At 49.2% G+C, this 3,038-nt stretch carries 2 protein-coding genes; both read right to left on the bottom strand.

Annotation, left to right across the window (positions count from 1 at the left end; genetic code table 11):
- Positions 1 to 277: hypothetical protein (locus KDK17_RS16850; protein ID WP_257288606.1), on the bottom strand; the 277-nt coding region annotated here is incomplete at its 3' end.
- Between the two features lie 242 nt (positions 278 to 519).
- A partial coding sequence (locus KDK17_RS16845) for a hypothetical protein (RefSeq protein ID WP_257288605.1) occupies positions 520 to 3,038 on the bottom strand: 2,519 nt, incomplete at its 5' end.

The following is a 3,038-nucleotide window of genomic DNA, read 5'->3' as shown; positions in this document are numbered from 1 at the left end:
AAAGCTGTCGAACCTCATCATCACTGGTGACAAAACGAAAATCGAAGGAATGAGAGGCTCTGGCGATTGAGGAATCTATTGAAGATACGGTTCTCGCTTTGTCAGGCGACACAGTCGGAGGTGAGGATATCGTCAGTTTGGAGGTGAACTCATCGCAGATTTTTACCTTATCTTTTGACGATGACTCCAACTTTGGTGCCCTGGGAGGCACGCCACTATGGCTCTCTTTTCTATCAGGAGCGCGTTTGTTTATTTGCCCATCAATCCGACCATCCATAGTCAACCTCTTACATCTAATCTCAGGAACTGCGTTGAAACCGTTTAATAATGTGACCTTAAAATAGGATGAAAGTTCCATTTGGATAGAGACCCACAGCTATCTCATGCTGCGAAGGTAGTATGGACAATCGTAAAATTATGGACTCAGAGCATCTTTGATTGGTCAAAAAGCCTCAAACCGAACGCATGTGATACTGGAATGCCGATGTTTATCCGTTTTTCAGATCGCCGGAATATCCCTCAGGTCAAGTCATCCTGCTCCGCTAAAGCCCCGCCGGTTGCATTAGGCCTGATCTGCCAGAGCGAAAAAACCTTTTGCGTTACATCATCAGCATTGTCAGGGCGCAAACTGGTAACCTGAAGGTTGCGGCTGCAAGGGCTGAAGCAAAATTTCTTAATCCTGCCTTCTGTTCGCAAACGGGTCCTTTCCAGCCAGCTCCCGTCTGCCGACAACCCGAACAGAATCAGCCTGTGCATGTCCGATTGAGGAATCACAGCCAGAAGGCAACTTTCTTCATTGAAATCGGCTTTATTGATGGGAAATTCGATGCGTTGATTGATCCACTCACCGTCAGGTTCACCGCAAAGTTCACCAGCAGGCTTACGTTGATAAATATCCGTATGGCCCGCAGGATCATTACAAACAATGGTTTCACCGCTGGGACTGATTACTACCAGGGACCCAGCCGGAAATGATTGTGTCTGGCCCCAGATTCCGGACGCCGCCTTGCGCCAGATCGTTACACTCTCCCCGCTCCTTCTGATGAACTCACGAGGGTCCACAGAAAAGTGAATCACACCACCACCGCTTTCGGGCGCCTCCTGAACAGAGGGTAGCCATTGGTCGTCAGTCGTTAATTCCCAGATCTGAAAACTGTCTTCGGTGGTGATAATCAGAAGCCGACCATCGGGGCTAAATTCAGGTTTAAGATAGAAATACCGACTTGGCTGGCTACAGTATTCAATTATTCTCTCTTTTTCACGCCACTGCCCTTCCGGGCCACGGGCAAAAATGACGACAAAGAAATAATCCCGTTCAATATCACTGTCATAGGTATCCTCACCGGCATCATCAAACCATGTGGCGAAATGGCGGTTATCCGGGCTGAATATAACGTCGAGATCAAAATCAAATTCGCTCACTTGTTCGCCACTGGGCGTGAATTTGTCGTCATCGGCAGGATCTCTGACATTAATATCGCCGGTTTGTAACCAGGATTCATCGTCTGCCTGCCCCATCAGCATAATGAATGATCCATCATAAAGCGCAAGATGTTTGCTGTCGGCACTGAACAGCAAATGATGATTAAGGCCTGTATTAATGTTGCCTCTATTGACCCACCGTCCATCGGCCCCCTGACCGAGAATAGCACCCGCTCGCCCCGTGTTAATGCAGACCAGTGATCTGGCATCCGGTGACAGGTGGATGTTACTCAGATACTTGTCCTCACATTCAGGAAAAACGTCACCTGTTGTCAGCTGTTGCTCAACCCACGAATCATTCTTGCATTCATAAACAGACAGTAAATGCTCTTTACCACTGTAATTGTGGCGAAAAATTTTTAACGGAACGGGTTGCGGGACAAATAAAATATGGTCGGCCCGCTGATGTCCATAATTGACCATACCACCGTGTTTGATCTCAGCTTTTCTGGCCCAGTGACCATCACCATCCAGAGCCAGAATATCACTGTAGTTCCGCGACTTCCCCTCAATGATAATGGGAATATGATCACGCAAGTGATAGTTAAAATCTTTAACATTTAAACTGCCAATAGGTATGAGGGTCAGTGCAGCCCCATCAAGAACCTGCTGGCGCATATGGCTAGCATAATAGGAGTAAAAAGCCGGACCCAGTTGTGCAGGGAAGTGGCGAACAGAAAATATGGACAAGGTTCTGAGGTACTCAAGGAGTATATGACTGGACTGAATGATTGCCCGGCAAGAAGACTGCCTTTGCCCGGTCTGGGAGAGAAAGTGCCGGACCTCTCCGAGGCCGCAATATCTCAGGCGATTGTCCATGGACGACGAAGTTTTCCCAAAATGATTGATATCGTTGATTGATAAATAGCTGGCGATTCTGTTGAACACTTCCTGGGGCAAGCGGAGTAACGGGTAGTCGGAGTGAGTCACAGCAGGTGTCAGTTCAGGCTTGATTTCACCCGTTCCATCGGCAGCAGTGCCGGGCTTCACCCATGTTGCAGCTGGCGATAATGCCCATTGACCCTTGTTCGATGAGGTTTCAGATGTAGCATCAGGCTCCCTTTTAACCATGGCAAGAGCCGGTGGCTCTGACAGTTCCTGCAACGATATCCTGGCGGCCAGCAGATAAAGCCGGTAGTGCTGATTGAGGCACTGGTTAATTCCATCTTCGGAAAAATCGCCTCCCCGGACAACGGCCCTGGCCACATTCTGTAAATCAAGGCTGGTGAGCTGCAACGGCAGTTTTTTCCGTTGCAGCTCAGCCCTCAGACGACAATGTTGCCGAGTCAGCTGTTCAGCCACGGTTTTTCCCAGTGGGGTTTCTGGCAGCACTTTCCCGGCAATGGTCTGCAACTCTTCCTGGCTGTATTGCCGGATGGGCAACTGTCGGAAACGCCCCTTCAGCGTCGGTGATAATGGTTTTCGCCCGCTGTACCCGGGTGGGTTGATAGTGGCAAACAAGTGGAATCCGGGATGGGCGTCACCGGCCAGAAGATCGTTTAGCTCACCTTCCAGATGCTGGCTGTCGATCAGATTCATTTCTGAAATAACCACGA

Source organism: Endozoicomonas sp. SESOKO2, assembly GCF_024606245.1.
Taxonomy (GTDB): Bacteria; Pseudomonadota; Gammaproteobacteria; order Pseudomonadales; family Endozoicomonadaceae; genus Endozoicomonas_A.
The sequence above is the reverse complement of the archived record's forward strand: the minus strand, read 5'-3'. Positions and strand labels throughout refer to the sequence as shown.